This is a genomic window from Pleomorphomonas carboxyditropha (genome assembly GCF_002770725.1).
GTDB classification, from domain to species: Bacteria; Pseudomonadota; Alphaproteobacteria; order Rhizobiales; family Pleomorphomonadaceae; genus Pleomorphomonas; species Pleomorphomonas carboxyditropha.
This window is the reverse complement of the sequence record NZ_NQVN01000033.1, coordinates 25,265-40,244: the sequence shown is the minus strand read 5'-3', so window position 1 is coordinate 40,244 and position 14,980 is coordinate 25,265. Positions and strand designations below refer to the sequence as shown.

Below are 14,980 nucleotides of genomic sequence, written 5' to 3'. Positions count from 1 at the left end.
TGGCGCCGATGCGGCCGTCGAGGCCGATGCCGCGCGCCACCTGCTGCACGTCGGCGCCCACCTTCTCGCAGAGGTCGGCGATCTCGTTGATGAAGGTGATCTTCATGGCCAGGAAGGCGTTGCCGGCGTACTTGATCAGTTCGGAGGTGCGGCGCTTGGTGAACAGCAGCGGCGCCTGGTTGAGATAGAGCGGCCGGTAGACCTCGGTCATCACCTCGCGGGCCCGTTCGTCCTCGTAGCCGATGACGATGCGGTCGGGCCGCTTGAAGTCGTCGATGGCGGCGCCCTCGCGCAGGAACTCGGGGTTGGAGACGACGGCGACGTCGGCGGCCGGGTTGGTCTCGCGGATGATGCGCTCGACCTCGTCGCCGGTGCCGACCGGCACGGTCGACTTGGTGACCACCACGGTGAAGCCGGTCACGGCGGCGGCGATCTCGCGGGCCGCGGCGTAGACGTAGGAGAGGTCGGCATGGCCGTCGCCGCGCCTGGACGGCGTGCCGACGGCGATGAACACCACGTCGGCCTCGGCCACCGGGCCGGCGAGCTCGGTGGAGAACGTCAGCCGGCCGGCCTTGACGTTGCCGTCGACCAGCGCCTCGAGACCGGGCTCGTAGATGGGGATCTCGCCGCGCTCCAGCGCCGCGATCTTCTCCACCGCCTTGTCCATGCACACCACGTCATGGCCGAAGTCGGCAAAGCATGTCCCAGATACCAAACCAACGTAGCCGGATCCTATCATCACGATCTTCATGGTGAGCTCCCTGAAACAGCGCGTCACCGAGGCCTTTCGCCCGGTCTTGACGCGGCTCAAATCCAATCGGTATTGGCGTCGTCATTTCATGGCGGGCGGCCATTGTCGAGGGACTTTGCGGAAATCACCCTTCCCGGCAGGGGCGCTTTACCTGACCAAACGCCGATGGTCGAAGCGGGGCGAAAGCTGTAGACAAAACGATCATGACAAGACGGTCCTGGCACAAGAGCGCCGATACGCGCGAAGAAATTCTCGACGAGGCGGAGCGCCAGCTCCAGGCGGTGGGCTATTCCGATATGACGATCGGCTCGATCGCCAAGGCGCTCGGCATGTCGCCGGCCAATATCTTCAAGAATTTCGGCAACAAGGCCGGCCTGATCGACGCTGTGGCGCTGCGCTGGGTGATGGAGATCGATGCCGCCATCGAAACGACCGCGCACATCCCCTCGGCGTCGCTTCGGCTCCGGGCGATGGCGCATCTCATTCTCGAAACGCATCTTGCGCGCGGCAGGATGCCGGCTCGCCTGGCGATCATGATCGGCCTCGATTCCACGCCCCCGCCGAGCGCGCTCGCCTTCTTTCACCGGCTGCTGCAACGGCTGGGCCAACTGATCGACGACGGGGTCGCCGACGGGGAATTTGCTCCCTGCGACGTTACCGTCACCGCTGCCGCCGTCTGCGACTGCCTCGTTACCATCCTTGATCCGGCCGCCGTGTTTCGCGGCCGCAGTCTGTTCACCGTCGAGGAGATGACGCAGAAGTGTGACCATCTCATCGATTTCGTGATCCGAGGCCTCAGCCTGCGCGCTTGAAAAGTGATAATTTGCTGAATATGGTACTTTTCGCTGACTCGGCAGGGTCGGCGCGCAAGGCCGGGTTCGTTCATTTGTTCACATTGTCGTTCTGGTCTCGCCTGCGGATTGACTTTGGGGTCTGTCGAACGTCTTCTTCAACTCCGCATGCAATCACGGCTTTTGGTCGTCATCACCAATCGGTCGGAGTTTTTCGGCCCTGCGGGTCAGGCGATCGGTCATGTGATCGTCTTTTGGTTGTGCTTTGACCGTTCAAGTGCATATCCCGTCGGGTATTCGGTCTTTTGGGGTGGGGGCATTAATGACGCCGGCTCGGCTTGTTTCTCTTCTCCTGTCGGTGACAGTGCTCGCCGGCTGCGCGGTCGGGCCCGACTTCGAGCGGCCTGTTCTGGATCCGGACGCGGGTTATCTCGGTTCGGGCGACGCCACCGCCGGCCGGACGACGGGCACCAAGCTCGCCTATGGCGCCGACGTGCCGGGGCGCTGGTGGGAGCTGTTCCGCAACAAGGATCTCGACGCGCTGATGAAGCGGGCGATCGAGAACAATCCCGACATCGATGCGGCGCGGGCGACCTTGAAGCAGGCCAACGAGACGGCGCTTGCCGAGGGCGGCAGCCTGTTCCCCAGCCTGTCGCTGTCGAGCAGCGCCACGCGCACCGATTCGACCGGCTCCACCAACGTCGGCATCTACACGCTTTACAGCGTGACGCCGTCGCTATCCTATCCGCTGGATATTTTCGGCGGCACCCGCAGGTCGGTGGAGGCGGCAAGGGCGTCGGCCGAGGCCCAGGCCTTCACCGCCGAGGCGACCTATCTGACGGTGACCTCCAGTCTGGCGCAGGCGGTCATCCAGGAAGCGTCCTACCGGGAGCAGATTGCCGCTTCGCAGGAGGTGATCGCTTCCTACAGGGAATTGCTCAACGTCCTCAACAACCAGGTGAGCGTCGGCACGGCGGCCCGGGCCAACGTCTTGCAGCAGCAGGCGGCCCTTGCCCAGGCGCAGGCGTCGCTGCCGGCGCTGCAAAAGGCGCTGGCGCTGCAACAAAACACCATCGCCGCGCTGATCGGCGACTTCCCGAATCAGTATGCGTCGCGCAGATTCCGCATCGCCGGCCTGGGCTTGCCGCATGCATTGCCGCTCAGCGTGCCGTCGGCTCTGGTCGTACAGCGGCCGGATATACGGGCGGCGGAAGCGCAGCTCCATCGCGCCTCGGCGGAAATCGGCGTCGCAACCGCCGACATGCTGCCGCAGATAACCCTTTCCGCCTCGCTGCCGACATCGGCCGCCGAGCTCGGCGATCTGTTCGCCTCGAGCACGACCGGCTGGAGCATCGCCGCCGGTCTCGCCCAGCCCATTTTCAGGGGCGGCACGCTGGTTCACAACAAGCGAGCAGCCGAAGCGGCCTACGAGGCGGCATTCGCCAACTATCGCTCGACGGTGCTCGCGGCGTTCAAGGACGTCGCCAACGCGCTGCGTGCGTTGCAGCACGACCGGCAGGCGCTCGCCGGTTACCTCGCCGCGGAGAAGGCGGCAAAAGAAAGCCTCGATCTGACGCAGACGCTGTTCAAGGCCGGCACCGTTTCCTACACCGACGTGCTTTCGGCGCAGTCCACCTATCAGTCGGCGCGGCTTTCCCGGGCCTCGGCGGAAGCGTCGCGCTATCTCGACGCGGTGGCGCTGTTCGAGGCCCTGGGCGGCGGTTGGTGGAACCGGCCGGAAAACTTTGTCGCGCTCGCCAACACCGATCCTCAAAAAACGATGCCGTCCGTATCCGGAGATAAGAAGTGACGAACCTCAAGAAGCTGGCTGGCGGCGTGTTGCTGCTCGCCGTCGCGTTGCCGCTGGTCTCCGGCTGCGAACAGGTGGGCGCGGTCCTGCACAAGGCCGGCGACATGCTCGGCGCCAAGAGCGACGGCGCATCTGCCGGCGCGGCCGGCGGCGGAACGCCCGCCGGCATGCAGATGCCGGCGCCCGAGGTCGGCTTCATCGTCGTTCATCCCACCTCGGCGCCGATCGTCGAGGAGGTGGCTGGCCGTACCGCGGCATCGGCGGTGGCGGAAATCCGGCCGCAGGTCGGCGGCATCATCGAAAAACGGGTGTTCGAGGAAGGGTCGCGGGTGAATGCCGGCGACGTTCTCTACCGGATCGACGCCAGGTCCTACCAGGCGACGCTCGATGCCGCCAAGGCCGATCTCGAGCGATACGAGGCGAGCGTGCCGAGCGCCCAGGCGAAGTTCGACCGCTATCAGGAGCTCGCCAACGTCAACGGCGTCTCCAAGCAGGACATCGACGAGGCGCGTTCGGCGCTGCTGCAGGCCAAGGCCGCCGTTGCGTCCGCCGCGTCGGCGGTTCGCACCGCGGAGATCAATCTGGGATACACCGAGGTGAAGGCGCCGATCTCCGGCCTGATCGGCCGTTCCTCGGTGACCGAAGGCGCGCTGGTCACCGCCGGGCAGGCGACGGCGCTCGCCACCATCCGCCAGATCGATCCGATCTATGTCGATCTCAGCGCCTCCAGCACCAGCATGAGCCGCATGCGGCAGGCCATCGAGCGCGATGGCGTGACGGCCGGCAAGGAAGGCCCGCGGGTCACGCTCAAGCTCGACGACAACACGGTTTACGAGGAGGTTGGCCACATCATCTCGACGGAGGCCAATGTCGACGAGACCACCGACACGGTGACCCTCCGCTCGAGCTTCGCCAATTCGAAGATGCTGCTTTTGCCGGGCATGTACATGCGCGCCGCCGTCGAGATCGGTACCGAGGACAATGTTTTCCTGCTGCCGCAGCGGGCGGTGACCCGTACCGTGACCGGCCAGGCGACCGCCTATTTCCTCACGCCCGACAACAAGGTCGAGGCGCGCGTCTTGAACGCCGATCGCGCTTACGGGTTCGATTGGGTGGTGGAGAAGGACGTCGCCGATGGCGACCGGCTGATCGTCGAAGGCGTGCAGAAGATCCGGCCCGGCATGGAGGTGAAGTCCTCCGAGGTGGAGCTCGGCGCCAATGGCCTCGTCAAGCCGAAGGCGGCCGCCGCCGCGCCGGCCAACACGACGCCCTGATCAATTCGAAGGGCCGGGCAGCGGCGCATGCCGCTCCGACCTGACCAACGGTGCATGCGTTTGCGCCGCACGATTTTCGCTTCCGGATTCGCCCCGAACCGGCGGACCGACCTCGTCGAGGCAAGGTATGGCTCAATTCTTCATCAATCGTCCCGTCTTCGCCTGGGTGATCGCCATCACCATCATGCTGGCGGGCATCCTTGCCATATCGACGCTGTCGATCTCGCAATATCCGGAAATCGCCCCGCCGACGGTGCGTATTTCCGCCTCCTATCCCGGCGCCAGCGCCGAGACCGTCGAAAATGCCGTGACCAAGGTCATCGAGCAGAACATGAACGGTCTCGATAACCTCGAGTACATGGAATCGTCGTCGACTTCCGACGGTTCGTCGTCGATCACGCTGACCTTCAATAACCGGGCCGATGCCGACATCGCCCAGATGCAGACGCAGAACAAGCTGCAACTGGTCGAATCGCTGCTGCCCGACGCGGTGATCGACCAGGGCATCACGGTCACCAAGTCGACCAGTTCGTTCCTGATGGCGGTCGGCCTCGTGTCCACCGACGGCAAGCTCACCGGCACCGATCTTGCCGACGTCGTCTCGACCCGCATCGAGGATCAGCTCCGCCGTGTCGATGGCGTCGGCGACCTGATGACCTTCGGCAGCGGCTATGCCATGCGCATCTGGCTCGATCCGGACAAGCTCAACAAGTTCACGCTGACCCCGAGCGACGTATCGGGCGCCGTTCAGGCGCAGAACATGCAGGTGTCGGCTGGCCAGATCGGCGGTCGCCCATCGGCGGAAGGCGCCCAGCTCAATGCCACCATCACCGCCCAGAGCCAGTTGCAGACGCCCGAGCAGTTCCGCAATATCATCCTGAAAACGCAGCAGGACGGATCGATCGTCCGGCTCGGTGACGTGGCGCGGGTCGAAATCGGCTCCGAGAGCTATGCCGCCGACGCCTACTACAACGGAAATCCCGCCGCCGGCTTCGGCGTCAACCTCGCCTCCGGCGCCAATGCGCTCCAGACCGCCGAGAATGTGCGTGCCGCGCTCGACCGGCTGAAGCCGTCGCTGCCGCAGAACGTCGAATATGTCTACGCCTACGACACCACGCCCTTCGTCCAGCTCTCCATCGAAAAGGTGGTCGAGACGCTGATCGAAGCGGTCGTGCTCGTCTTCCTGGTCATGTACCTGTTCCTGCAGAATTTCCGGGCGACGCTGATCCCGGTCATCGCCGTGCCGGTGGTGCTGCTGGGCACATTCGGCGTACTCGCCGTGATGGGCTATTCGATCAATACGCTGACCATGTTCGCCATGGTGCTGGCCATCGGCCTATTGGTCGACGACGCCATCGTCGTGGTCGAAAACGTCGAGCGCATCATGACCGAGGAGAAGCTGCATCCCAAGGCGGCGACGCAGAAATCGATGCGCGAGATTACCAGCGCCCTGATCGGCATCGCGCTGGTGCTGTCCGCCGTGTTCGTTCCGATGGCCTTCATGGCCGGCTCGACCGGCATCATCTACCGGCAGTTCTCGGTGACCATCGTGTCGGCCATGGTGCTGTCGGTCATCGTGGCCCTGGTGCTGACGCCGGCTCTCTGCGCCACCATGCTGAAGCCGAGCCACGGCGGTCATCGCGGCTTCTTCGGCTGGTTCAACCGCCGCTTCGACGATTCCTCGTCGATGTTCCAGCGGACGGTCCGCGGCATTATCGGACGGCCGGTGCGCATGCTGGTGGTGTTCCTGGCTTTGGTCGGCGGCGCGGCGTTCATGTTCGACAAGCTGCCGAGCTCGTTCATCCCGGAGGAGGACCAGGGCGTGTTGCTCGCCATGATCCAGCTGCCCTCCGGCGCCACCATGGAGCGCACCAAGCAGGTCACCGACGAGATGACCGACTACTTCCTGAAGAACGAGCCGGAGGCGGTCGAAAGCGTCATGGGGATCACCGGCTTCTCGTTCGCCGGTTCCGGCCAGAACGCCGGCCTCGCCTTCATCCGGCTGAAGGACTTCAAGGATCGCACCGATCCCCGGCTGTCGGCGCAGGCGGTGGTCGGCCGCGCCCTGGGGGCGATGTCGCAGATCAAGGACGCGATGATCTTCACGTTGCTGCCGCCGGCCATGCCGGGCCTCGGCATCTCCGGTGGCTTCGACATGTATCTGCAGGACAACGCCGGCAACGGCCGCGCCGCTCTGGAAGCGGTGCGTGACCAGATCCTGGCGGAGGCGAATCAGAATCCCAAGCTGATGGCGGTGCGCGAGAACGCCCAGGCCAACCAGATGCAGTTGCACGTCAACATCAATCAGGAGAAGGCGACGGCGCTCGGCATCAGCCTGGCCGACATCAACTCGATCATAACCACCGCCTGGGCCGGTTCCTACGTCAACGACTTCATCGACCGCGGCGAGATCAAGCCGGTCTATCTCCAGGGCGACGCTCCTTTCCGCATGACGCCCAACGACTTCAATCGCTGGTACGCCCGCAACGGATCGGGCGAGATGGTGCCGTTTTCCTCGTTCTTGGAGACCAGTTGGTCGTTCGGTCCGCCGAAACTCTCTCGCTTCAATGGCGTGTCGGCCATCAACATCCAGGGTTCGGCCGGCTTCGGCGCGTCGTCCGGCGAGGCGATGAACGAGATGGAGTCCATGGTTGCCAATAAGGACGGGGGATACACCACCGGCTGGATCGGCCTGTCCTATCAGGAGCGGTTGTCCGGCGCCCAGGCCAACATGCTCTACGCCGTGTCCTTCCTGGTGGTGTTCCTGTGTCTTGCGGCCCTCTACGAGAGCTGGACCATCCCGTTCGCGGTGATGCTGTCGGTGCCGATCTCGGTGCTCGGTACGCTGCTTGCCGGCTACTTCTTCGGCCAGTCCAACGACGTCTATCTCAAGGTGGGCCTGCTTACGACGATCGGTCTCGCCGCCAAGAACGCCATCCTGATCGTCGAGTTCGCCCGCGACCTGCAGCGGCAGGGCGAGGGGCTGATCGAGGCGGCGCTGCATGCCGCCCGCATCCGTCTTCGTCCGATCATTATGACGTCGCTCGCCTTCATCCTCGGCGTGACGCCGCTCGCCATCGCAACCGGCGCCGGTTCGGCGGCGCAGAACGCCATCGGTATCGGCGTGATGGGCGGCATGATCGCTTCCACCACCGTCGGCCTGTTCTTCGTGCCGCTGCTGTTCTACCTGGTCATGCGGGCGAGCGAGCGGCTCGGCTGGAGCAATCGGCCGCCCGAGGACGAGGCGGCGGCCGAGATCTGAGGCGGACGCCGTCGACAAACATGAGAGCCCCGCTGCCGCCAGCGGGGCTTTTTCATGAGGACTGCAAGGCTTCCAGCCCTTGGGATGCCTGACCCGATTTGCGGCACTGCCGACCGGATCGAAACCGGCAGGCAAAAGGGTATGCTCCGGACACGGCAATTTGTGTGATAATTAGCTGCGGGCCAGGTCGCTTCCGTTTGAAAGCCAAGGGTATCCGGCCCGCCGGATAAGCTGGAGGAGCTCCATGGAATATCGCAAGCTCGGCGCGAGCGGCACCATCGTGTCGGTCCATTGCCTCGGCACCATGACGTTCGGCGCCGAATCCGACGAAGCAACGTCGTTTCGCCTGCTCGACGATTTTTTCGCGGCCGGCGGCAATTTCATCGATACCGCCGACGTCTATTCGGCCGGCGCGTCGGAACAGATCGTCGGCCGCTGGCTGAAGGCGCGGCCGACCGAGGCGAGGCAGGCGGTGGTCGCCACCAAGGGACGCTTTCCCATGGGGCCGGGGCCGAACGACCTTGGTCTTTCCCGCCGCCATCTCGGCGACGCCCTCGACGCCTCGTTGCGGCGCCTCGGCGTCGAACGCATCGATCTCTACCAGATGCACGCCTGGGACGCCTTGACGCCGATCGAGGAGACGCTGCGCTTCCTCGACGACGCGGTCAGCGCCGGCAAGATCGCCTACTACGGCTTCTCGAACTATGTCGGCTGGCATATCGCCAAGGCCTCGGAGATCGCCAAGGCGAGGGGATACAGCCGACCGATAACGCTGCAACCGCAATACAGCCTTCTGGTGCGCGATATCGAGCTGGAGATCGTCGACGCCTGCCTCGACGCCGGCATGGGACTGCTGCCATGGTCGCCGCTCGGCGGCGGCTGGCTCTCTGGCAAATACAAACGCGACGCATTGCCCTCGGGCGCCACGCGCCTCGGCGAAAATCCCAATCGCGGCATGGAGGCCTATGGTCCGCGCAACGCCGAGGCGCGCACCTGGGCGATCATCGGCGCCGTCGAGGAAATGGCCAACAGCCACGGCGCGACGATGGCCCAGGTAGCCCTTGCCTGGGTGGCCGCCCGGCCGGCCGTCACCTCGGTCATCCTCGGCGCCCGTACGCCGGCGCAACTGGCCGACAATCTCCGCGCGGCGGATCTCGGGCTTGCGGACGACGCCATGGAACGGCTGACGGCCGTCAGCGCCCCCACGCCGCCCGACTATCCCTACGGTGTCCAGGGCATCGCCCAGCGTCACCGCCGACTGCCGGGCGGCCGCTGACGGGGCAGGGAACCCGGTCGGGCGGAACCCGCCGCCCGTTCCCGCCTTATCCCGCCTGCTGCATCGGACGGCTCTGGGCGAAGCCGAGGGCAAGGATCAGCAGCATCATCAGGACGATGGCCGGAATCTGCAGGCTGAAGTCGACCAGCGAGTGAACGGCTCCGGCCAGCACGGCCGCGGCGGCGGCGGCCGGGATCATCCAGTTTTCGCGACGCACCGCGGCAACGGCCGCGGTGCCGGCCAGCAGCAGCACCGACAGCACGACGGCGATGGCGGCGGGAATGCCGAGCTCGGCGGCCAGTTCCAGATAGAGATTGTGGGCGGCGTCGAAAGTCACGTCGGGGCCGATCGGGTCGGCCTTGACCGCCCGGAAGGCATCCTCGTAGGTGCCGCCGCCGAAGCCGGTCACGGGGCGCGCCGCGATGAGATCGAGCGTCTGCTCATAGACGGCAAGCCGGACATCGGCGTCGCGGTCGATCGTCGCCATGCGCTCGAACAGGATGCCGCCGGTGTTGGCGAGCACGGCGCCGGTCACCAGGCCGACGACGATGAGCAGTCCGGCGATGATACGGCGCACGCCCGTCGACCTGAAGACGGCGACCAGCGCCACGACACCGGCGCCCAGCGCGGCGACGAACATGCCCATGCGCGAATGCGAGAAAGCGAGCGCGAGGCCGATCAGGGCAAGCGGCGCCACGTTGAAGCCCAGTTGAATCAGAATGCGGCTCAGCCGCGAACGCGCCACGTCGTTTTCGTCGTCTCCGAAGATCAGGGCCGTGCCCATGACGGCGCCGAAAGCGGCGAAGGTGGCAAAGCTGTTGCGGTTGACGAAGACGCCGGTGGCATCGCCGACATAGGCTTCCTTGGGCAGGAACAGCAGGACGTCGCCGAAAAAGGTGAGCGAGGCGAGGGCCAGCAGCGCGTGGGCGGCAATGCCCCAGTAGACCAGGCGGAACAATGTCCGCGCCCGCTGCTTCTCGACGGACACCTGCAGCGCCAGCACGAAGAACAGCGCGTAGGTGAGGTAGCGGACCAGCATGTCGAAGGTCGCACCCGGGCCGATGCTGATCCGCCCCGCGACGTCGACCAGCGGTGACAGCGCCGCCCATTCGGGCGCGGCGGCGATGCCGAGCGGCAGCAGCGTTACCAGCAGCCAGACGAGCACCAGGCCGAACAGGATCACCGGTATGGCGAAGGCGGACAGCGGCAGGCGCGGCCGGACCTGGCCGCGATAGAGGCCGAGGGCGTAGAACAGGCCCATCACGGCGACGACGACCGCGTAAAACATGAAGAAGAAGGCGCGAATGCCGCCCAAGGGCAGCGGCGCCAGAAGCGCCGTCGCCACCAAAGCCCATCCGAGATAGTCGTGGCCTTTCGACCGGCGGGACATGCTGCTCCGGTGCACCCTGTGCTGACGATTGGCCACGCTCGGCGATCCTCCTGAATGACGGCGGCACTCTAGCGATTTCGCCGACCGCGAGCTAGAGGATGTATCTCGAAAGTTGCTGGCTTTTCGTTGGAAAGCGTTTTCGCAAAAACAACGGCTTAGGGAAATCGTTGGTTCCGTCGCCGGTTCCGCGCGCTGTCGGTGCTCACCCGTCCCGGAGCGCGTCGGCCGCCTTCAGCGCCGCCGAGGCACGATTCTCGACACCGAGCTTGGCGTAGATCTGCTCGAGGTGCTTGTTGACGGTGCGGGGCGACAGACCGAGGATGTCGCCGATGTCCCGGTTGGTCTTGCCGCGGCCGATCCAGAGCAGCACCTCGGCCTCGCGCGCGGTGAGGCTGAAGCGGGACCTCAACAGGTTGGCTTCGTCCGCCTCGCTGCGGGCGAGCCGGTAGAGGCGTTCGCCCGGTCCGGCGGCGCCCACGGGGGCGAGGAGGAGCGGCAGGGCGTCGGGTATCGCCAGTTCGAGCTGGCCGTCGCTGCTCGCCGCCGCCGCTTCGATCGCCTTGGCGATGCCCAGTTCGTCGATCAGCCGGCTCGCCTGGGGCGTGGCCCAGACGATGCGGCCGTCGGGATCCAGCGCTATGAGGTGCCGCCCCGCCGCGTCGAGCGCCGCCTGCGCCGAGAGGCTGGCGCGGGCATTGGCGAGGTGGACGCGGATGCGCGCCCTGAGCTCGTCGAGGTCGATCGGCTTGGTGAGATAGTCGACGCCGCCGGAGGCGAGACCGCGCACGACGTGTTCGGTCTCGCTGAGGCCGGTCATGAAGATCACCGGCACGTGGGCGAGCGCCGGCATGGCCTTCAGAGAGCGGCAGGCGTCGAAGCCATCCATTTCCGGCATCACCGCGTCCATCAGCACCACGTCCGGCGTGACGCGGCCGGCGATGGCGAGCGCCTGCCGGCCGGAGGTGGCCACCAATACGGTGACGCCCTCGGCCTCCATGGCCTCGGTGAGGAAGCCGAGCGTCTCGGGACTGTCGTCGACGACGAGCACGGTGTCGCGGGTGGGAGTCATGGCGAGGTCATATCCTCGAGGGTGGCGGTGAAGCGGGCGAGGTCGAAGGCGCTGAGGTGGGCGCCGAGCGCGGCGATGGCGGCCGGATCGGCTTCTGTTCCGGCGAGCGCGGCGAGCTTGCTCTCGAGCCCGCGCACGTAGCCGATGGCGGCGAGCGATTTCAGTTCCGCGACGTCGGCGGCGGACAGCGCCGGCGGTCGCTCGGCTGGCAGCGGGGTGATGGTCGCCGCCTCGCCGGCTTCCGCTTCGAGGAAGGTGATGCCGAGGTGGCGGCCGAGCCGGTCGAGCAGATCGGCGAGCGAAAAGGGCTTGGCCAGCACGTCGTCGTGGCCGAGGTCGCTGGCCGGCATGGCGCCGTCGCCGATGTTGGCCGACAGCATGACGATCGGCGTCCGGACGCCGTCGGTCCTGAGCCGGCTGACCAGCTGCCAGCCGCTCATGCCGGGCATGCGGATGTCGACGAACAGGATATCCGGGTGCGCCGCCTGCATGCGAACGAGGCAGTCGTCGCCGCCGGCCGCCGTCAGCACCGTGAAGCCGAGGGGCGCGAGCATCTCCACCATCATGTCGCGGTGCTCGGCATTGTCGTCGACCACCAGGATGGTGCGGCGCGGCCCCGTGTAGCCGGTCACCGGCCGGTCGCCGTCGACGGCGGCGGCGCCGACCACGGCGCCCAGCATCAGGCGCACATTGAAACGGGTGCCGGCGCCGGGCGCCGAGGTCATGGCGATGTCGCCGCCCATGGTCTCGACCAGCAGGCGGGTGATGGTGAGGCCGAGCCCGAGACCGGGCACGTTGGTGGAGGCGGCATGCCGGCCGCGCTCGAACGGCTCGAACACTCGCCCCTGGTCGTCCTCGGCGATGCCGACGCCGGTATCGGCGACCGTGAAGCGCGCCACCTGGTTTCTGTAGTCGACGGCGAGCGTCACGCTGCCGTCCTGCGTGAACTTGATGGCGTTGGAGAGCAGATTGACCAGCACTTGGCGCAGCCGCTTCTCGTCGGTGCGCACCACGGCGGGCAGGTCGGCGGCGCGAGTGGCGCGAAAAACAAGCCCCTTGGCCTCCGCCTGCAGGGCGAACATGCCCTCGATCTGGTCGAGGAGGTCGTGGACGCGGACGTCGGTCAGCCGGATGCGGAAGCGGCCGGCCTCGATGCGGGAGATGTCCAAAAGGCCGTCGATCAGGCCGGACAGGTGCTCGGCCGAGCGCCGAATCACCCCGACGGCATTGCGCCGCCCGCCGGCGATGGCCGGATCGCGCTCGAGGATCTGGGCGTAGCCGAGCACGGCGTTGAGCGGGGTGCGCAGCTCGTGGCTGAGGCCGACGACGTAGCGGCTCTTGGCGTTGCTCGCCGCCTCGGCCTTCTCCTTGGCTTTCTGCAGCTCGGCGTCGGTCCGCTTGTGGGCGGCGATCTCCTGGAACAGCGCCTGCGTCTGGCGAGCGCTCTCCTCCTCGGCGACGGCGCGCGAATCGCGGGCCAGCACGAAGAACCAGACGACGATGCCGATCACCACCGAAAAGACGAAGAACACCACGCCGAGCGTCCGGCCGATCAGCGCCGCCTCATCCGGATGGTCGACGGCCGCCTGGCGGTAGACGAACCACATGATGAGGCCCGACAGGGCGACCCACAGGCCGAGTTCGACGAGGTAGCGGCCGAGCCGCGTGTTGGCGGCGGCAACGAGCGGCGGCGGAAACAGGCGCTCGAAGATGGTCCGGGCCTGGGCGCCGAGCCGCGCCTTCGGCTTGCAGCGATCATGGCAGCGGGCGTCGAGCGAGCAGCACAGCGAGCAGATCGGTGCCTGATAGGCCGGGCAGTAGGACATGTCCTCCGCCTCGAAGTCGTGCTGGCAGACCGAACAGGTCAGCGCCGGCGCGAGGGCGTAGGTTCGGCGGGGCTTGCGGGCGAGATAGAAGCGGCCGCCGGTGAACCAGGCGATCAGCGGTGCGGCCAGGAAAGCGGCGGCGAGCGCCACGAAGGGGGCGAAGGCCTCGGCGACCGGACCGGCGAGACCGACATGGGCGAGCAGGCCGGCCAGCGCCGCCGCCGCCATCGCCCCGACGCCGACGGGATTGACGTCCCAAAGATGCGCCCGCTTGAACTCGATGCCGGGCGGGCTGAGACCGAGCGGCTTGTTGATCAGGAGATCGGCCGAAATGGTCGAGAGCCAGGCGACGGCGACGATGGCGAATACCGCGAGCGTTTGCTCCAGCGCCTGGTAGATGCCGATCTCCATCAGCAACAGGGCGATGGAGACGTTGAACACCAGCCAGACGACGCGGCCGGGGTGGCTGTGGGTGAGGCGGGAGAAGAAGTTCGACCAGGCGAGCGAGCCGGCATAGGCGTTCATCACGTTGATCTTGAGCTGCGACACCACCACGAAGACGGCCGTCAGCAGGGAGAGCCACGCGCCCTCCGGCAGCACGTAGCCGAAGGCGACGGCATACATGCGCGCCGGCTCGGCGGCATGCTCGACCGGTACGCCGCTCGACAGCGCCAGCACGGCGAGGAAGGAGCCGGCGATCATCTTGGGTACGCCGAGCACCACCCAGCCGGCGCCGGCCAGGAACACCGCCAGACGCCGCCGGCGGCCGGAGCCCGGCAGGCGCGCCGGCAGGAAGCGGAGGAAGTCGACCTGCTCGCCGATCTGGGCGGTGAGCGCCAGGATCACCGCGCTCGCCGCGCCGAAGGCGACGAGCTGGAAGCCGCCGCCGATGGTTCCGTCCCGCCCCGGAAAGGCCGCCCAGTCGGCAAAGCTGGCGCCGTCGGAGAAGGCGATGAAGACGAAGGGCAGGATGTTGAGGACGATCCAGACCGGCTGCGTCAGGATCTGGAAACGGCTGATCCAGGCGATGCCGTGGGTGACCAGCGGAATCACCAGGAGCGTCGAGACGATGTAGCCGGCCCAGAGCGGCAGGCCGAGCGCCATCTCCAGGGCCGTCGACATGATCGACGCCTCGATGGCGAACAGGATGAAGGTGAAGCTGGCGTAGATGAGCGAGGTGACCGTCGAGCCGATGTAGCCGAAGCCGGCGCCGCGGGTCAGCAGATCGATGTCGACGCCGTGGCGGGCAGCGGTGCGGGCGATCGGCCAGCCGACGGCCAGCATGGCGAGGCTGGCCGCGACGATGGCGGCGACGGCGTTCGCCGTGCCGTAGGATAGCGTGATGGCGCCGCCGATCGCCTCCAGCGCCAGAAAGGAGATGGCGCCGATGGCGGTCTGGGCGACGCGCTCCTGCGACCAGCGGCGCGCCGACTTGGCGGTGAAGCGCAGCGCGTAGTCTTCCAGCGTCTCGTCGGCGACCCAGCGATTGTACTGGCGCCGGATCGGAATGATGCGCTGCCGCGCCGCCATG

The 14,980-nt window shown here is 66.7% G+C and carries 9 protein-coding genes; 5 read left to right on the top strand and 4 right to left on the bottom strand.

What is annotated here, in order from left to right; all coding sequences use genetic code 11:
- Positions 1–751: UDP-glucose dehydrogenase family protein (locus tag CJ014_RS25315; RefSeq protein WP_133121877.1), on the bottom strand; the 751-nt coding region annotated here is incomplete at its 3' end.
- A gap of 203 nt (positions 752–954) precedes the next feature.
- Here CJ014_RS25315 and CJ014_RS25310 point away from each other — a divergent pair.
- The 5 genes from CJ014_RS25310 to CJ014_RS25290 all read left to right on the top strand — a co-directional run bounded on the left by CJ014_RS25310 (position 955) and on the right by CJ014_RS25290 (position 9,164).
- Entirely contained in the window at positions 955–1,563 is a 609-nt protein-coding gene (locus CJ014_RS25310) for a TetR/AcrR family transcriptional regulator (RefSeq protein ID WP_100083290.1), read from the top strand.
- Between the two features lie 301 nt (positions 1,564–1,864).
- A complete protein-coding gene (locus tag CJ014_RS25305; RefSeq protein WP_100083289.1) occupies positions 1,865–3,352 on the top strand; it encodes an efflux transporter outer membrane subunit in 1,488 nt (495 codons plus the stop codon).
- Complete coding sequence (locus CJ014_RS25300) at positions 3,349–4,626, top strand: efflux RND transporter periplasmic adaptor subunit (protein ID WP_245427650.1); 1,278 nt, start codon at positions 3,349–3,351, stop codon at positions 4,624–4,626. Before CJ014_RS25305 ends, CJ014_RS25300 begins: the two co-directional genes overlap by 4 nt.
- Positions 4,627–4,753: 127 nt before the next feature.
- Complete coding sequence (locus tag CJ014_RS25295) at positions 4,754–7,888, top strand: efflux RND transporter permease subunit (RefSeq protein ID WP_100083288.1); 3,135 nt, start codon at positions 4,754–4,756, stop codon at positions 7,886–7,888.
- A 244-nt stretch (positions 7,889–8,132) separates the two neighbouring features.
- Positions 8,133–9,164: an aldo/keto reductase gene (locus CJ014_RS25290; RefSeq protein ID WP_100083287.1), complete on the top strand. Its 1,032-nt coding sequence runs from the start codon at positions 8,133–8,135 to the stop codon at positions 9,162–9,164.
- Between the two features lie 46 nt (positions 9,165–9,210).
- Here the strand turns inward: CJ014_RS25290 and CJ014_RS25285 are convergent, their stop codons facing one another.
- From CJ014_RS25285 to CJ014_RS25275, 3 genes are all read right to left on the bottom strand, one after another.
- Positions 9,211–10,590, bottom strand: a complete 1,380-nt coding sequence (locus CJ014_RS25285; RefSeq protein WP_165790996.1) for an O-antigen ligase family protein — start codon at positions 10,588–10,590, stop codon at positions 9,211–9,213.
- Between the two features lie 166 nt (positions 10,591–10,756).
- A complete protein-coding gene (locus tag CJ014_RS25280; protein WP_100083285.1) occupies positions 10,757–11,623 on the bottom strand; it encodes a response regulator in 867 nt (288 codons plus the stop codon).
- Positions 11,620–14,979 carry a hybrid sensor histidine kinase/response regulator gene (locus tag CJ014_RS25275; RefSeq protein ID WP_100083284.1) on the bottom strand — a complete coding sequence of 1,120 codons (3,360 nt, stop codon included), beginning with the start codon at positions 14,977–14,979 and terminating at the stop codon, positions 11,620–11,622. The genes CJ014_RS25280 and CJ014_RS25275 overlap by 4 nt, the downstream gene beginning before the upstream one ends.
- Between the last annotated feature and the right edge of the window lies 1 nt (position 14,980).